The organism is Streptomyces griseoluteus (assembly GCF_004784465.1).
GTDB classification, from domain to species: Bacteria; Actinomycetota; Actinomycetes; order Streptomycetales; family Streptomycetaceae; genus Streptomyces; species Streptomyces griseoluteus.
Genome location: NZ_SRRU01000007.1, coordinates 76,474 through 91,408 on the forward strand (window position 1 = coordinate 76,474; position 14,935 = coordinate 91,408).

The following is a 14,935-nucleotide window of genomic DNA, read 5'->3' on the forward strand; positions in this document are numbered from 1 at the left end:
ACGGGCCGCGCCGGTCGCTTTCGGGGGCGGCTCAGTACGCGCGGCGCATCCGGCGGCGCCACCAGCCGACGACGGTGCCGAGCAGCAGGATTCCGGCCGCGCCCGCCGCCGCCGAACCGGCGATCAGCACGGTGTTGCCGGTGCCGCCCGTTGCCGAGGCCGGACTCAGGGCGTCACCGAGCTGGCTCTTGACGTCGGCGCCCGCGGTCGTGCCCTTGGCCAGCGCGCCCCGTGAACCCGCCGTGGGCTGGGCGACGTAGGGGAAGGACTTCTCGAACTTCTTGTCGTTGGCGTCCACCGCGTCGCCCAAGTCGTTCTTGGCGCCCAGGAGTTCGCCCTCGACGACCTGGAGGGCCTCGTCGATCACGTCGTCGGTGAGCCGGCGCCCGTTGGGGAAGCCCGCGTTGTCACCGTCGAGCACGCCGAGCCGCTTGGGGTGCATGGTCGGCTTGATCGAGGTGTTCAGCCGCAGCTGCTCCGAAGGACGCACGTTCGGGGGCTGGTTGAGGCCCTTGACGCCCTTCAGGAAGACGTCGACCAGGTCGTTGCGCGGCTCGGCCGGGGCGTCGATCTTGTAGATGCCCTCGATGAGCTTGGGCAGCTCCGGGTTGGTGACGTTCTTCAGGAACTGGGCGTCGTGCGAGGGCTGGGAGGCGTTGAAGCGGTCCTTGTCCGCCTGCGGGTTGACCACCTCGTTGACCAGCGGGTTGCCGAGGCGGGAGACCTGGCTGTAGTAGCCCTGGGCGTTGCGGCGCTGGGTGGTGGACCAGATGCCGACGACCGGCTGGTCCGCCGACTGCCGGATCAGGTCGTTGGGGACCTGGAGGGCGATCGTGTTGACGTTGTAGCCCTTGAGGGTGTCCCGGCCGACCTCGCTGAGGTTGCCCCCGTACAGCAGGTCGAAGACGCGCAGGTCCAGGAAGAACGGGTCGTCCGCCTGCCCGGCGAAGGTCGCCGCCCCGCCCGCCGTCTTGTACACCGCCTGGGAGCGGAGCTTGCCGTAGTCCGGCATGGACGCCTTGCCCACGTTGGACGGTGCCACCGGCACGTCGTCCGCCACCTTCGTCCGGGACATCGCGTGGCCGCCCTTCATGCGGACCAGGTCGAGGTCGTAGGTCTGGGTGATGTTGAGGTCGGGGTCGTCCAGGCTGGTGACGGGGCCCGTGTTGTAGAGGAACGTCTTCCCGTTCTTCGTCCGCGTCTTGAAGGTGTAGCGGAAGAGGAGGTCGTCCTGGGCGTCGCCGTCGCTGTCGATGTGCAGGTCGTACTGCGCGTCGTCGGCGAAGGTGTAGAAGTTCGGGCCGCCCGCCGGCTCCTCGAACGGTATCCAGTCGGCCACGATCGTCGTCGTGTCCGGCTTGTCGGGGCTGACGAACGCGTACAGGTCGGTGTTGTCGTACTGCGGGGTGCCCGAGATCAGCGGGGCCTCCCGGTGGGAGGAGGCGGAGGCCGCCCCCGGCTCCAGCGTGGCGACACCGGCGGCCGCGAGCCCACCGGCGGCGAGCGCGCCGCAGATGAGAGGGACCAGGCCCTTGCGTGCCGTGCCGCTTCTGGCGAAGAGAGTCATGCCGTCCGTCCTCGAAATCCGACTTGCTTGACGGACGGGTATACGGAGCGGTCGGCGACCGCGGATTGGCCGGAGCGGAACTTTCTTTTTCCTTTTTTCCGACCCGCGTTTTCGGCTCTCCGATCCGTATCAACCGCCGGAGGTGTGCGTTCGTGCGGATGCGAGGGGTCACCGGCACGGCCGGGTGCGGCCACGGCCGGGGTGAGGGTGCGGAGGTACTGCTGGTGCGCGTGGCGGGCGGCGACCACCAGGCGTTCGAGGAGCTGTACGGCCTGATCTCCGGGCCGGTGTTCGGACTGGTGCGGCGGGTCGTGCGCGACCCCGCCCAGTCCGAGGAGGTCGTCCAGGAGGTGCTGCTCGAACTCTGGCGCTCCGCGGCCCGGTTCGACCCGGCACGCGGGAGCGCCCTGTCCTGGATACTCACCCTCGCCCACCGCCGGGCCGTCGACCGGGTGCGCAGCGCCCGCGCGGCCGGCGAACGCGAGCAGCGCGAGGCCCTGCGCGCCGGGGAACCCGCCTTCGACCACGTCACCGAGGAGGTCGAGGCCGGACTGGAACGGGAGTGGGTGCGCCGCTGTCTGAGACGGCTGACCGACCTCCAGCGCCAGTCCGTCACCCTCGCCTACTACGACGGCTACACCTACCGCGAGGTCGCCGAACGGCTCTCCCTGCCGCTCGGCACCGTCAAGACCCGGATGCGCGACGGCCTGAACCGGCTGCGCGGCTGCCTCGGAGGTGCCGCGTGAGCGTCTTCACCCGTCTTCTGCGCCGCGAGGACCCGCACTCGCTGGCCGCCCCCTACGCCCTGGACGCCCTCGACCCCGCCGAGCGGCGCCGGTTCGGGAAGCACCTCGCGGGCTGCGGCCGCTGCACGGCAGAGGTCCGCGAACTGTCCGAGGACGCCGTCCGGCTGGCCTGGTCCACCGCCGCCCCCGCCCCGGCCGCCCTGCGCGAACGCGTCCTGGCCGCCGTACGCACCACCCCGCAGGAACCGGCACCGGCCGGCCGGCCGCGCACCGCCCAACTGCCGCCACACGTATGGGGAGTCCAGCCACCACCCGCCCGCGCCCGGCGGGCCGGGCCGCGCCCGCTGTTCGTGCCGTTCGCCACCGTGACGGCCGCCGCCGCCCTGGTCATCGCCTCGCTCTTCGCCGTCCAGACGCACCGCACCGAGGGACGGCTCGCCGCCGAGCGGGCGCGGGCACGTGACATCGCCCACGTCCTGGCCGCTCCCGACGCCCGCGCCACGGCCGGCACCGACGGACACGGCCGCGCGCTCGCCGTCGTCGCCTCGCCGTCCGAGGGCCGCGCCGTCGTCACGCTGAGCGGATACGGCAGCCCCTCCCGCGGCCGCGTGCATCAGCTCTGGCTCACGCGCCCCGGCGCCGGGCCCCGGTCTCTCGGCCTTCTCAGCGGCGACACGCCCTTGGCGGTGAAGGGGCTCGAGAAGTCCGCGGTGTCACTCGCGGTGACCGTCGAGCCGAACGGCGGTTCCGCACACCCCACTGGCCAGCCCGTTGTCCAACTCACCCTGAAATCAGTCGGATTCGGAGAGTAGTCAACTAGGGATGATCAACCGCCTTGTGGGGAAGGTGAATCCCGTGGCCGAGATACACGCATGCCCTATGGGGACGATAGGGTTACTCTGCCCGTGGGCCGGGTGGATTCGTACGGGTGGGGAGTGACATGGAGCAGATAGCAATGCGCAGCAGGGCCAGGGTCCCTGCGATCACCTGCGGCAGTGGTGCGACCAGCAGGCGTCTGGACCGCCACCTCGCGGTGCTCGGCGGACCCGCCATACCGCGGCAGAAGACGGTCGAGGCGACGTCGCTCATGCGTGAGCTGACCGCGCGGGACACCGTGCGTCAGCGCAGCGACCGGCGCGTCCGCGTCAGCCGGGTCTCTCTCTTCGCCCCCTTGCGCCGGCTGCGCCGGTCGCTCTTCGGCAGCCACTGAGCCGTACCGAGCGGACTCCCCGGAGTCCCGCCCGGTTCCGGCCCGGCCCCGCCGAACAGGCGCCCGCCCCGCAGTTCCGCGTGTCACCCCGCGCTCAGGCCGCCACACCGTCCCGGCGCAACGCCGCGATCTCGTCGTCCGTCATCCCCACGGCACGGAGCAGCGCGTCGGTGTGCCGGCCGAGCGCGGGCACGTCCCCCAGCCGCGTCTCCGCGCCGCCCGGCAGCGTGATGGGCGGCAGCAGCGCGCGCAGCGGCCCCACCGGCGAACCCACCCGCCGCCACCGCTCCCGCGCCGCGAGCTGCGGATGTTCGGCCAGCTCCGCCAGATCCCTGATCCGCGCACAGGCGATCCCCGCCGCCTCCAGCCGCGCCAGCGCCTCGTCCGCCGTCATCTTGCCCAGCGCCCCGGCGACCAGCGCGTCGGTCCGCTCCCGCCCGGCCACCCGCGCCGCGTTGGTGGCGTACGCCGGGTCGTGCGCCAACTCCGGTCTGTCCAGTACCAGTTCGGCCAGCCGTCGCCACTCCCGGTCGTTCTGCACCGACAGCAGCACCCGGCCGCCGTCGGCGGTGGCATAGGAGTCGTAGGGCACGATGACGGCGTGCGCCAGGCCGGTGCGCGCCGGGGGTTCGCCCCCGTGCATCGTGTGGTGCAGCGGGTGTCCCATCCACTCGGCGAGCGCCTCCAGCATCGACACCTCCACCGGACCGCCCCGCCCGGTCGTGCCGCGCCGCACCAGCGCGGCCAGCACTCCGGAGAAGGCGTACATGGCCGCCGCGATGTCCGCCGCCGGGATGCCCGCCTTCACCGGCCGCTCGGGCGTGCCGGTGACCGACACCAGCCCCGCCTCGCACTGCACGAGCATGTCGTACGCCCGCTTGTCCGCGTACGGTCCCGAGCCGCCGTACCCCGAGATGTCCACGGCGATCAGGCGCGGGTCGGCCGCGCACAGGGTGGCCGCGTCCAGGCCGAGGCGGGCCGCCGCGCCGTGCGCGAGGTTCTGCACGAACACGTCCGCGTCCGCGATCAGCCGCCGTACGACGTCCAGGCCGCGCCGGTCCTTCAGGTCCAGCGCGATGGACTCCTTGCCCCGGTTGCACCACACGAAGTGCGAGGCGAGGCCCTCGGCGGCGGTGTCGTAGCCGCGCGCGAAGTCACCGCCGTCGACCCGCTCCACCTTGATCACCCGGGCGCCCAGATCGGCCAGTTGACGGGTGGCGAAGGGCGCGGACACGGCCTGTTCGACGGCGACGACGGTGACGCCCTCCAGGGGCGGCGGCAGCAGGTCCATGCCCGCGATGATCTCCCGGCGGGCCCCCGCTGTCACCCGGCACTCTGCTACAGCAGGGCGAACTGCCCCTCCGGGCCCTCCTCCTGGTGGTCCAGCACCGAGGCGGGGCGGCGGGTCGGGGGCGCGGGTGGGAGAACTCCGGCCGTGCGCAGATCGGTTCCCGTGATCGGCTCCGGCACCGGCTCCGGGCCGGGGAGTTCGGTCAGGAGGGTCAGCACCGTGATCAGCTCCAGCAGCTCCGAGGTCCAGCTCTGGGGCCAGGTGCGGGGGCCGATCGCGGCCAGGGTGCCCGGTTCGCCGGGGGTCGTACGGGCCGCGAACCAGGCCTCCAGCGTGCGGACCCCGGCCACCTCGTGCTCCCAGGCCGCGCGCGGGACGGGGGAGACCCGGCCCTCGTCCAGGTACAGGGTCTCGTCCTCGGCGTCGTGGCGCAGGGTGCGCGGGTACGGGGGCAGCGGCGCGCGGACGTACGGGCGGCGGCCGCCGGGCAGCTTGGGGCGCTCCCCGTCCCGGCGCATCAGCCACAGCGCGCGCCGGCCCGCCTCCACACCCCGCGCCCACACCTCCCGGTCCCCGGTGAGCGGCACGGTGAGGTCGGCCTGGACGGCGGCCAGCGTCCACGCCAGCACGTCCGCCGCCGTGGGCCGGGAGCCGAGCCGCGCGGCCAGCTCGTCCAACAGGCCCGGCACCAGGTTGGGTTCGGCGCCGCCGGGACGCCGGTACAGCGGGCGGATACGCCCCGTCGCGAGGGTCGGCGGCAGCGAGGTCGCCAGCAGCCCGGCGCCCGCCTCCACCACGAACACCTGGTGCTCGTCCGCCACCCGCCACAGCTCCGGGCGGGCGAGGTCGATCAGCCGGTGGTCCGGGATCAGCCAGCGCTCGTCGAACGGCGCCGCCAGCACCCGCACCGGCTCCGGACACGGCCCCGAGGCCCGCGCCAGCCGCTCGGTACCCGTGTTCCGGCCGGGCAACTGGGCCACCGCCGAGTTGACGGTGCGCGACCGGGTCGGCTCCAACAGGGCCTCCCGCTCCGCCCCCTCCGCCGCCAGCAGAGCAGTCCAGCGGGCCTTCAGGGACGCCGGATCGGGTGCCGTCGGCCAGGCGCGGCCCGGTCGCAGCGGTGCGACGGACCACGGCATGAGGTCCGCCAGCGGCGGCGCGTCCTCGTACGTCACGCCCGGAATGCTACGGCCTCGGCCCGCACGGGGTACGGGAACGGGGGCGGCGCTCAGGTCGCCTCCAGGGTGACGGTGAAGGAGAAGCGGTCGCCCCGGTAGTGGATGACGGCCACGTCCAGCACCCGCCCCGCGGAGTCGTAGGTGACCCCCGTGTAGTGCAGGATCGGGCTCAGCAGCGGTACCTCCAGCAGGCGGGCGGTCTCCGGGTCGGCGAGCCGGGCCTCCACCGTGTCGGTGATCCGGCTGATGTCGGCGCCCACCACGTCCCGCAGCACCTTGGTCATCGGCCAGCGGGCCAGATCGGCCGGGTCGACCCGGTCGGCCAGTTCCGGGCGCACATGGTTGACGGCGTGGTTGGTCGGCTCGCCGGTCTTCGCGTCCCCGCGCAGCCGGTGGTAGACCGCCACCTCGGCGAGGTCCGGGAAGTGCTCCGCCCACAGGGGCGGCACCGGAACCCGCGCCACGTCCAGCAGTTCGGCCGTCATCCCGGACTGCTGGGCCACGATCGCGTCCACCGAGCCCAGCAGCCTGACCGGCGCCCCGCGCCGTGCCCCCGGCTCGATGAAGGTGCCGCGCCGCCGGTGCCGGCTGATCAGCCCCTCGTCCTCCAGCTCCTTCAGCGCCTGCCGCATCGTCAGCACGCTCACTCCGTAGTGCCCGGCCAGCCGCTCCTCGGTGGGCAGCCGCAGCGGGTCCTCGGGGGAGCGGCCCAGGATGGAGGCCCGCAGCGACTGCGACACCTGGTACCAGAGCGGCAGCTTGCGGTTCAGGACGATCGAGTCCGGGGCGAAAGAGGTCACTCGGCTATCCGTACCTGTCCGGACCGGTCGGCGCAACGGAGCGGTCGCACATGGGAGTTGTCACGAGGTGCGGAAGTGCGGCTCCAGTCCGCGCCACACGTCGTCGTAGCCCCGCTGGAGGTGGTCCGCCCGGGCCGCCTCCGGGGTGAGGGCGATCGGCCAGCGGGTCTCGAACATGAAGGCCAGCCCGTCGTCGATCCGCTGCGGGCGCAGCTCGGCCGCGCTCGCCCGGTCGAAGGTCTCCCGGTCCGGGCCGTGCGCCGACATCATGTTGTGCAGCGAGCCCCCGCCGGGCACGAACCCCTCCGCCTTGGCGTCGTAGGCGCCCTCGATCAGGCCCATGTACTCGCTCATCACGTTCCGGTGGAAGTACGGCGGCCGGAACGTGTCCTCGCCGACCAGCCAGCGCGGGGCGAACACCACGAAGTCGGCGCCCGCCAGACCCGGAGTGTCCGAGGGGGAGGTCAGGACCGTGAAGATGGACGGGTCCGGGTGGTCGTAGGAGATGGTGCCCATCACATTGAACCGGCGCAGGTCATAGGCGTAGGGCACATAGTTGCCGTGCCAGGCGACCACGTCGAGCGGGGAGTGGTCGTAGGTCGCCGTCCAGAGGTTGCCGCAGAACTTGTTGACCACCTCCACCGGGCCCTCGACGTCCTCGTACGCGGCGACCGGCGCCCGGAAGTCGCGCGCGTTGGCCAGGCCGTTGGCGCCGATGGGGCCCAGGTCGGGGAGCCGGAAGGGCGCGCCATAGTTCTCGCACACATAACCCCGTGCCGAGTCGTCCAGCAGCTCCACACGGAACCGGACCCCACGGGGGATGAGGGCCACCTGTGCGGGCTCCACATGGAGGCGGCCGAACTCCGTGTGCAGCAGCAGTCCGCCCCGCTCGGGGACGAGCAGCAGCTCCCCGTCGGCGTCCGAGAACACGCGCTCCATCGAGGAGTTGGCGTGATACAGGTGCACGGCCATGCCGCTGCGCTGGGTCGCGTCGCCGTTGCCGCCCAGCGTCCACAGGCCGGCCAGGAAGTCGGTGCCCGGCAGTGGCTCGGGCAGCGGGCTCCAGCGCAGCCGGTTGGGGTCGGGCACGGTCTCGGTGAAGGGGGCGGTGCGGATCGCGCCGTTGGCGGTGCGGGTGAAGGCGGGGTGCGCGGCCGAGGGCCGGATGCGGTAGAGCCAGGAGCGGCGGTTGTGGGCGCGGGGCTCGGTGAACGCCGTCCCGCTGAGCTGTTCCGCGTACAGCCCGAGCGGTGCGCGCTGCGGTGAGTTGCGGCCCTCGGGCAGGGCGCCGGGCACCGCCTCGGAGGAGTGTTCGTTGCCGAACCCGGTCAGGTACGCCAGTGCCTCGGCGGTCTTCCGCGCTCCCCCACGCTCGAACCCGCTCGCGCGGGAGGTACCCCCATCGGTCATGATCGCTCCCTTGCGCACGCTTCTCCGGCATTCCTATGGAGCACCGTAGGAATGCCGGGGGGTGTGCGCAAGAGGCGGACGCGCCCTTCACCCGGCCGGGGCGCGAGAACCGGCCGCCCGGAGGACGTACGCAGGACGTAGGGGGACGTGCGAGGACTCCCCGCCCTTCTCGGCCTGCCCGTGGCGAGGCATCATGTGGCCGTGCCCCATGTGACATCCCTCCGCCGCGCCCCCGTTCAGCGGCGCAGCGCCGAACGGCTGACCAGAATCCTCGACGCCTGCGCCGCCCTCCTGGACGAGGTCGGCTACGACGCCCTGACCACCCGCGCGGTCGCGGAGCGGGCCGGGGTGCCCATCGGCTCGGTGTACCGCTTCTTCGGCAACAAGCGGCAGATGGCCGACGCCCTCGCCCAGCGCAACCTGCGCCACTACACCGAGCACGTCACCACCCGGCTGAAGGAGGCGCCGCCCGGCGACTGGCGGGCCGCGATGGACGTCGTCCTGGACGAGTACCTCGGTATGAAGCGCACCGCGCCCGGCTTCGCCCTGGTGGACTTCGGCAACCAGATACCGGTCGGCACCCGCGGCGCCGCGCCCAACACCCGCGTCGCCGACCGGCTGGGGGGACTCATCGCCGGCTATCTCGGCCGCACCCCCGACGACGACCTGCGCCGCGTCCTGCTGGTGGCCGTGGAGAGCGCGGACACCCTCATCCAGCTCGCCTTCAGCACCGACCCGGACGGCGACCCGGCGATCATCCACGAGACGCGGGAGCTGCTGCGGGCCTATCTGGGCCGCGTACTCGACTGAAACCGGCCCACAGGGCTCCCCACCATGCCTACCGGTCGGTATGCTCGCCCGAGCCGGTACGGCCGTGCCGTCGACCCTCCGGGAGGACCCGTGCCCCGCACCGCCCTGCGAATCTGCCCCCTGTGCGAGGCCACCTGCGGCCTGACCCTCACCATCGAGGGCACCCGCGTCACCGCCGCCCGGGGTGACCGGGACGACGTGTTCAGCAAGGGCTTCATCTGCCCCAAGGGCGCCTCCTTCGGCGCGCTGGACGCCGACCCCGACCGGCTGCGCACCCCGCTGGTCCGCGAGAACGGCGAGCTGCGCGAGGCCAGTTGGGAGGAGGCGTTCGACGCCGTGGCGCGCGGCCTGCGTCCCGTCGTGGAGCGGTACGGCGCCGACGCCCTCGGGGTGGTTCTCGGCAACCCCAACGTGCACACCATGGCCGGTGCCCTCTACCCGACCGTGCTGCTCGGCGCGGTCCGCACCCGCTCCCTGTTCACCGCCTCCACGGTCGACCAGATGCCCAAGCACGTCTCCAGCGGCCTGCTGTTCGGCGACGCCAACGCCATCCCGGTGCCCGACCTGGACCACACCGACCACCTCCTGCTGATCGGCGCCAACCCGCTGGAGTCCAACGGCAGTCTGTGCACCGCGCCCGACTTCCCCGGCAAGCTGAAGGCGCTCAAGGCGCGCGGCGGACGCCTCACCGTGGTGGACCCCCGCCGCACCCGCACCGCCAAACTGGCCGACCGGCACCTCGCCATCCGGCCCGGCGCCGACGCCCTGCTCCTCGCCGCGATGACCAACGTGCTGTTCGAGGAGGGACTCGTCGACCTCGGGGACCTCGCGCCGCACGTCGACGGGCTCTCCGAACTCCGCGAAGCGATCGAGGACTTCACCCCCGAGGCCGTCGCCGGAGCCTGTGACGTCGACCCGGACACCATCCGCGCCCTCGCCCGTGAACTCGCCGCCGCCCCCACCGCCGCCGTGTACGCCCGCATCGGCAGCTGCACCGTCCCGCACGGCACCCTGGCGAGCTGGCTGGTCGACGTGCTCAACACCCTCACCGGCAACCTCGACCGCCCCGGTGGCGCCCTCTTCCCCCAGGCCGCCACCGACCGCACCCCCCGTCCGGCGGGCCCCGGCCGGGGCTTCTCCCTCGGCCGCTGGCACTCCCGCGTACGGCGACTGCCCGAGGCCAAGGGGGAGTTGCCGCTCTCCGCGCTCGCCGAGGAGATCGACACCGCCACCCCCGAGGGCGAGCCCCTGCGCGCGCTGATCGTGATCGCCGCCAACCCGGTGCTGTCCGCGCCCGACGGCAACCGGCTCGACAAGGCCCTGGGCTCGCTGGACTTCATGGTCAGCGTCGACCCCTACCTCAACGAGACCTCCCGCCACGCGCACGTCGTCCTGCCCCCGCCGCCGCCCGCGCAGAGCCCGCACCACGACTTCGCCTTCAACACCCTGGCCGTCCGCAACCAGGTCCGCTACACCCGGCCCGCCGTCCCGCTGGAGCCCGGCCGGATGGCCGAGACCGAGATACTCGCCCGGCTGATCCTCGCCGCGAGCGGCATGCACGGCGCGGACCCGGCAGCCGTCGACACCATGGTGATCGACCAGACCCTCGGCAAGGCCGTCCAGGAACCCCACTCCCCGGTCCACGGCCGCGACCCGCGCGAGCTGGCCGCCCTGCTCACCGGCGCCGACGGACCCGAGCGCCGCCTCGACCTGATGCTGCGCCTCGGCCCCTACGGCGACGGCTTCGGCGCCCGCCCCGACGGGCTCACCCTCGCCCGGCTGCTCGACCACCCGCACGGCATCGACCTCGGCCCGCTCCGCCCGCGCCTGCCGCAGCCGCTGAAGACACCCAGCGGCAGGATCGAGCTGCTGCCCGCGCCCCTCGCCGCCGACCTGCCCCGGCTGCGCGAGGCCCTGCGTGAGCGGCCCACCGGGCTCGTCCTCGTCGGCCGCCGCCATCTGCGCTCCAACAACAGCTGGCTGCACAACGTGCCCGCCCTCACCGGCGGCACCAACCGCTGCACCCTGCACCTCCACCCCGAGGACGCCGAGCGCCTCGGTGTGCGCGACGGCGAACCGGTGCGCATCAAGGGCGCCGGGGGAGAGGTGACCGCGCCCGCCGAGGTCACCGACGCCATCCGGCCCGGCGTGGTCAGCCTCCCGCACGGCTGGGGTCACAACCGTCCCGGTACCCGGCTGGGCCACGCCGGCCGCGAACCAGGCGTCAACGTCAACCAGCTCCTCGACGGCACCCTCCTCGATCCCCTGTCCGGCAACGCCGTCCTCAACGGCATCCCGGTCCGGGTCGGCCCCGCCGGCGTCCCGGCAGCCCTGGCGCCGGAAAACTAACGCCGCTAGTTTGGTGCGCCGGCGGGCACGCGTCCGCCGGGTACCTCCGGGCCACCGTCGCCCCAGCTTCCGAGGAGACCGCGCGCGATGACCGTACGAGCCGCCGTCCTGCCCGCCGTCGGGGCACCGCTGGAGATCACCGGGATCGAACTGCCCGAGCCGGGGCCCGGCCAGGTGCGGGTGCGCCTGGCCGCCGCCGGGGTCTGCCACTCCGACCTGTCGCTGTCCAACGGCACCATGCGGGTGCCGGTACCGGCGGTGCTCGGCCACGAGGGCGCGGGCACCGTGACCGCCGTGGGGGAGGGGGTGGCGGGGCTCGTACCCGGTACGCCGGTGGTGCTCAACTGGGCTCCCGCGTGCGGAGGCTGCCCGGCCTGTGCGCGGGGTGAGGTCTGGCTGTGCGGGCACGCCCTGGAGGGCGCCGCCCGGGTCCACGCCCGTACGGCCGACGGCACCGAACTCCATCCCGGCCTCAACGTGGGCGCGTTCGCCGAGGAGACCGTCGTACCGGCCGCCTGCGCGCTGCCGCTGCCCGAGGGGGTTCCGCTCACCGACGCGGCCCTGCTCGGCTGCGCCGTCCTCACCGGGTACGGCGCCGTCCACCACTCGGCGCGGGTCCAGCCCGGCGAGACGGTCGCCGTCTTCGGCGTCGGCGGGGTCGGCCTCGCCACCCTCCAGGCTGCCCGGATCGCGGGCGCGGCCCGGATCGTCGCCGTGGACGTCTCGCCGCGGAAGGAGGAGCTGGCCCGCGCCTGCGGCGCCACCGACTTCGTCCTCGCCGACGAGCAGACCCCGCGCGCCGTCCGCGCCCTCACCGACAAGCAGGGCGTCGACGTCGCCGTGGAGTGCGCGGGCCGGGCCCAGAGCATCCGTGCCGCCTGGGAATCCACCCGCCGGGGCGGCCGCACCACGGTCGTCGGCATCGGCGGCAAGGACGAGCAGGTCACCTTCAACGCCCTGGAGATCTTCCACTGGGGCCGCACCCTCACCGGCTGCGTCTACGGCAACTCCGACCCCGCCCGCGACCTCCCGGCCATCGCCACCCACATCCGTGAAGGCCGCCTGGACCTTTCGGCCCTGGTGACGGAACACATCACCCTGAAGGACATCCCGACAGCTTTCGAGGACATGCTGGCGGGCCGGGGAGGGCGAGCGCTGGTGGTGTTCTAGGGGGAGACACCCCCTGGGGGCTCAGCGCACCCGGTCCGGGCTGGGTGCCGCGTCCGCCACCTGCGCGGGCGCCGTACGCCCCCGCGAGCGGGCCACCGCCACCCCCGCCAGGCACAGCAGGCCGCCGCCCAGCAGCACCGGCCCCGGCACCTCGCCCAGGGCCAGCCACGACATCAGGACCACCAGTGCCGGGACGGCGTACGTCGTCGCGCCCAGTTTGGCGGCGCTCGTGCGGGCCAGGGCGTACGCCCACGCGGTGAAGGCCAGTGCGGTGGGGAAGACGCCGAGGTAGACCATGCCCAGCGTGGCCGGCAGCGGGGCGCGGGACGCCTCGGAGACCAGTTGGCCGGTGAAGGGCAGGCAGGCCGCCGCGCCGATCAGGCAGCCGAACGTGGTCACCTGGAGGGCGCTCGCACGGGCCACCGCGGGCTTCTGCGCGACCACTCCGGCCGCGTAGGCGACCGCCGCGAGGAGGCAGGCCACCACCCCGAGCACCGAGGAGCCGCCGCCCCCGGCCGACATCGACAGGCCCACGATCACCGCGCCGGTGAAGGACACCGCCATCCCCGCCAGCAGCCGGGGCGGCATCGGGTCGCCGAGGAACCGGGCGGCGAACAGGGCGATCAGCAGCGGGCCGACGTTCACCACCAGGGCGGCCGTACCGGCGTCCACGCGCTGCTCGCCCCAGTTCAGGGCCACCATGTAGAAGCCGAACCAGAGCACCCCGGAGACCAGGATGCCGGGCCAGGCTCCGCGCGGCGGCCATCCCTCCCGCCGTATCGCGCACAGCACGGCCAGGGTGAGGCCGCCCGCGAGCAGCCGGCCGAGCGCGAGCGCGCCCGGCGAGTAGGCGTCACCGGCGGTGCGGATCACCACGAAGGCGGACGCCCACAGCAGCACGGTGACCACGGCCGCGGCCGCGGGCAGCAGACGATGACGCGGACTGAGGTCCATCGGACTCCTCGATCGATTCGGTGGAAAGGCAGGCGGTCTCAGACCAGCGCCCGCTCGTCGACGCCCAGCAGCTCCGCCAGCGCACGCGCCCCCTCCGGCGTCACCCGCACCGCGCGCCCCGAGCCCACGCGGGCGCACCACCCGGTGTCCAGCGCGTGCCGGCACAGCGCCGCGCCCGCCGCGCCCCCGAGATGCGGGCGCCGCTCCGTCCAGTCCAGGCAGGAGCGGGCCAGCGGTCGGCGGGTGGAGCGGTCGACGGTGATGCCCGCGTCGCCGAACCAGGCGAGACCCTCGTCGGTCAGCGCGAAGCCGGTGTCCTGGCGCAGCAGCCCGCGCGAGGTCAGCGCGTCGGTGACCGCGATGCCCAGCCGGCCGGCGAGATGGTCGTAGCAGGTGCGCCCGCGTGCCAGGGCGGACTGGGTACGGACCTCCCGCAGCGTGCGCGGGACGGCGGCCATCACGTCCTGCGGCAGATGCGCCGCCAGATCCTCGACGAGCTGCGCGGCGCGCGGGTCGGCCAGCCGGACGTAGCGGTGTCGCCCCTGGCGTTCCGTCGCCAGCAGGCCGCCCGCGACCAGCCGGTTCAGATGCTCGGTGAGTGTCGAGGGCGCGACCCGGACGTGCCGGGCGAGTTCTCCGGCGGTCCACGCGCGCCCGTCCAGCAGGGCCAGCAGACAGCCGGCCCGCGTCTCGTCGGCGAGCAGCGCGGCGAGCGAGGCGAGGGCGGTGGCGCACGGTTCGCTGGCGGTCATGTGCACAGCATGCGGGACGGACGCTTCGGCGCCCACCGAATCATGGCCGGGACTCCGGCTCCCCGTACTGCGCCTCCAGGCCGGCCAGCAGCGCCGCGAGCCCCACCTCGAAGGCCCGCTCGTCGATCTTCTCCTGCTGCTCGGCGAGGAGGTGGGCCTGCCCGAGGTGGGGATAGTCGGCGGGGTCGTAGGCGCTCGCGTCGTCCACGAAACCGCCCGCGAAGGAGCTGAGCGCGGAGCCCATGACGAAGTACCGCATCAGCGCGCCGATCGAGGTCGCCTGCGCCGGGGACCAGCCCGCGTCGACCATCCCGCCGTACACCGCGTCCGCCAGCCGCAGCCCCGCCGGACGGCGGCCGGGGCCGCGCGCGAGGACCGGGACGATGTTGGGGTGGTCGCGCAGCGCGGAGCGGTAGGAGACGGCCCAGTCGTGCAGCGCGGTCCGCCAGTCCCGCCCGTCCTCGAACATCGACAGGTCGACCTGCGCGCTCACCGAGTCCGCGACCGCCTCCAGGATCTCGTCCTTGGTGCGGAAGTGGTTGTAGAGCGAGGGCCCGCTCACCCCGAGTTCGGCGGCGAGCCGCCGGGTGGAGACGGCCTGGAGCCCCTCCGCGTCCACGAGCGCCCGTGCCGTCGCGACGATCCGGTCGGTGCTGAGAAGGGGCTTGCGCGGTCGGGCCATGGCGCACATAGTAGGG

14 protein-coding genes are annotated in these 14,935 nt (G+C 73.7%); 6 read left to right on the forward strand and 8 right to left on the reverse strand.

The window, feature by feature from the left end; translation table 11 throughout:
- Positions 1–31: 31 nt before the first annotated feature.
- On the reverse strand, positions 32–1,567 hold the full coding sequence (locus tag E5082_RS19745) for a DUF4331 domain-containing protein (protein ID WP_135792583.1): 1,536 nt from the start codon (positions 1,565–1,567) through the stop codon (positions 32–34).
- A 158-nt stretch (positions 1,568–1,725) separates the two neighbouring features.
- On the opposite strand from E5082_RS19745, the gene E5082_RS19750 reads away from it, so the two are divergent.
- From E5082_RS19750 to E5082_RS19760, 3 genes are all read left to right on the forward strand, one after another.
- The gene (locus tag E5082_RS19750) at positions 1,726–2,313 is read left to right on the forward strand and encodes a sigma-70 family RNA polymerase sigma factor (protein WP_086690663.1); all 588 of its coding nucleotides are present in this window, start codon (positions 1,726–1,728) and stop codon (positions 2,311–2,313) included.
- A complete protein-coding gene (locus E5082_RS19755) occupies positions 2,310–3,125 on the forward strand; it encodes an anti-sigma factor (RefSeq protein WP_135792584.1) in 816 nt (271 codons plus the stop codon). The genes E5082_RS19750 and E5082_RS19755 overlap by 4 nt, the downstream gene beginning before the upstream one ends.
- A gap of 128 nt (positions 3,126–3,253) precedes the next feature.
- Entirely contained in the window at positions 3,254–3,523 is a 270-nt protein-coding gene (locus E5082_RS19760; RefSeq protein ID WP_135792585.1) for a hypothetical protein, read from the forward strand.
- Positions 3,524–3,617: 94 nt separating this feature from the next.
- Here the strand turns inward: E5082_RS19760 and E5082_RS19765 are convergent, their stop codons facing one another.
- Genes E5082_RS19765 through hmgA form a run of 4 tightly spaced genes read right to left on the reverse strand, consistent with a single transcriptional unit; the run spans position 3,618 to position 8,202 of the window.
- Positions 3,618–4,814 (reverse strand): CaiB/BaiF CoA transferase family protein, encoded by a 1,197-nt coding sequence (locus tag E5082_RS19765; protein ID WP_135792849.1) that lies wholly within the window; start codon positions 4,812–4,814, stop codon positions 3,618–3,620.
- 47 nt (positions 4,815–4,861) lie between these two features.
- Positions 4,862–5,998, reverse strand: coding sequence for a type ISP restriction/modification enzyme (locus E5082_RS19770; protein WP_135792850.1), 1,137 nt, complete (start codon positions 5,996–5,998; stop codon positions 4,862–4,864).
- A 44-nt stretch (positions 5,999–6,042) separates the two neighbouring features.
- Entirely contained in the window at positions 6,043–6,792 is a 750-nt protein-coding gene (locus E5082_RS19775; RefSeq protein WP_135792586.1) for a GntR family transcriptional regulator, read from the reverse strand.
- A 60-nt stretch (positions 6,793–6,852) separates the two neighbouring features.
- Complete coding sequence (hmgA, locus tag E5082_RS19780; RefSeq protein ID WP_135792587.1) at positions 6,853–8,202, reverse strand: homogentisate 1,2-dioxygenase; 1,350 nt, start codon at positions 8,200–8,202, stop codon at positions 6,853–6,855.
- Positions 8,203–8,397: 195 nt separating this feature from the next.
- Here hmgA and E5082_RS19785 point away from each other — a divergent pair, with 195 nt between their 5' ends.
- The 3 genes from E5082_RS19785 (at position 8,398) to E5082_RS19795 (ending at position 12,531) form a co-directional block, all read left to right on the forward strand.
- A complete protein-coding gene (locus tag E5082_RS19785) occupies positions 8,398–9,012 on the forward strand; it encodes a TetR/AcrR family transcriptional regulator (RefSeq protein WP_135792851.1) in 615 nt (204 codons plus the stop codon).
- 90 nt (positions 9,013–9,102) lie between these two features.
- Positions 9,103–11,361 carry a molybdopterin oxidoreductase family protein gene (locus E5082_RS19790; RefSeq protein WP_135792588.1) on the forward strand — a complete coding sequence of 753 codons (2,259 nt, stop codon included), beginning with the start codon at positions 9,103–9,105 and terminating at the stop codon, positions 11,359–11,361.
- Positions 11,362–11,448: 87 nt separating this feature from the next.
- Positions 11,449–12,531 (forward strand): zinc-binding dehydrogenase, encoded by a 1,083-nt coding sequence (locus E5082_RS19795; RefSeq protein WP_135792589.1) that lies wholly within the window; start codon positions 11,449–11,451, stop codon positions 12,529–12,531.
- A gap of 21 nt (positions 12,532–12,552) precedes the next feature.
- Here E5082_RS19795 and E5082_RS19800 read toward each other — a convergent pair whose 3' ends face one another.
- From E5082_RS19800 to E5082_RS19810, 3 genes are read right to left on the reverse strand one after another with little or no spacing between them, the layout of a single operon-like run.
- Entirely contained in the window at positions 12,553–13,485 is a 933-nt protein-coding gene (locus E5082_RS19800) for a DMT family transporter (RefSeq protein ID WP_135792590.1), read from the reverse strand.
- 38 nt (positions 13,486–13,523) lie between these two features.
- The gene (locus E5082_RS19805; RefSeq protein ID WP_135792591.1) at positions 13,524–14,237 is read right to left on the reverse strand and encodes an ArsR/SmtB family transcription factor; all 714 of its coding nucleotides are present in this window, start codon (positions 14,235–14,237) and stop codon (positions 13,524–13,526) included.
- 40 nt (positions 14,238–14,277) lie between these two features.
- Positions 14,278–14,919 carry a TetR/AcrR family transcriptional regulator gene (locus E5082_RS19810; RefSeq protein WP_135792592.1) on the reverse strand — a complete coding sequence of 214 codons (642 nt, stop codon included), beginning with the start codon at positions 14,917–14,919 and terminating at the stop codon, positions 14,278–14,280.
- Positions 14,920–14,935: the final 16 nt, after the last annotated feature.

Coding starts and splice junctions, on each gene's coding strand:
- hmgA (WP_135792587.1), bottom strand. CDS start 8,202: ATGACCGATGGGGGTACCTCCCGCGCGAGCGGGTTCGAGCGTGGGGGA.
- E5082_RS19765 (WP_135792849.1), bottom strand. CDS start 4,814: ATGGACCTGCTGCCGCCGCCCCTGGAGGGCGTCACCGTCGTCGCCGTC.
- E5082_RS19750 (WP_086690663.1), top strand. CDS start 1,726: ATGCGAGGGGTCACCGGCACGGCCGGGTGCGGCCACGGCCGGGGTGAG.
- E5082_RS19800 (WP_135792590.1), bottom strand. CDS start 13,485: ATGGACCTCAGTCCGCGTCATCGTCTGCTGCCCGCGGCCGCGGCCGTG.
- E5082_RS19760 (WP_135792585.1), top strand. CDS start 3,254: ATGGAGCAGATAGCAATGCGCAGCAGGGCCAGGGTCCCTGCGATCACC.
- E5082_RS19745 (WP_135792583.1), bottom strand. CDS start 1,567: ATGACTCTCTTCGCCAGAAGCGGCACGGCACGCAAGGGCCTGGTCCCT.
- E5082_RS19795 (WP_135792589.1), top strand. CDS start 11,449: ATGACCGTACGAGCCGCCGTCCTGCCCGCCGTCGGGGCACCGCTGGAG.
- E5082_RS19805 (WP_135792591.1), bottom strand. CDS start 14,237: ATGACCGCCAGCGAACCGTGCGCCACCGCCCTCGCCTCGCTCGCCGCG.
- E5082_RS19810 (WP_135792592.1), bottom strand. CDS start 14,919: ATGGCCCGACCGCGCAAGCCCCTTCTCAGCACCGACCGGATCGTCGCG.